Origin of the sequence: Massilia psychrophila, assembly GCF_002760665.1 — a bacterium.
Lineage (GTDB): Bacteria > Pseudomonadota > Gammaproteobacteria > Burkholderiales > Burkholderiaceae_D > JAFCUW01.
Genome location: NZ_PDOB01000101.1, coordinates 1 through 407 on the forward strand (window position 1 = coordinate 1; position 407 = coordinate 407).

Sequence of the window (407 nt, forward strand, 5' to 3'; positions counted from 1 at the left end):
GCCTTGGTGGCGGCCGTATTGCGCTCGTCCATGCGTCCGACCGGCGCCGAGAATACGATGATCCTCAAGCGAGTGCTGGAGCGCATTCGCCGCCATTTCCCCGACACGCATATCCTGGTGCGCGGCGACGGCCATTTCAGCACCCCCGAACCGATGGACTGCATCGACGCCAGGAGCACGCGGCTGCCTGCGTGCTGCGCCAGCAATTGCGCAAAGAAGCATTGCGGCACACGCCGCTGGCGCAGGCGCAACCGTGCACCGTCATTGCCAAGCTATTCAAGATTGCCGCGCTGGTCAAACAATACAAGGATCGCGTGATCGTCCATTTGTCGTCGTCATGCACCGTCAAGCATCTGCTGTGGACCGTCACCGAGCGCCTGCTCGTCGGCACAGCACGACGCGCGCCA

1 protein-coding gene and 1 pseudogene are annotated in these 407 nt (G+C 63.1%); both read left to right on the plus strand.

Going from position 1 to position 407, the window contains the following annotated elements:
* Nucleotides 1–156: pseudogene (locus CR103_RS24390) on the plus strand (transposase); the annotation flags it as partial.
* 50 nt (nucleotides 157–206) lie between these two features.
* On the plus strand, nucleotides 207–407 hold a 201-nt coding region (locus tag CR103_RS24395), incomplete at its 3' end, for a transposase (RefSeq protein ID WP_441293466.1).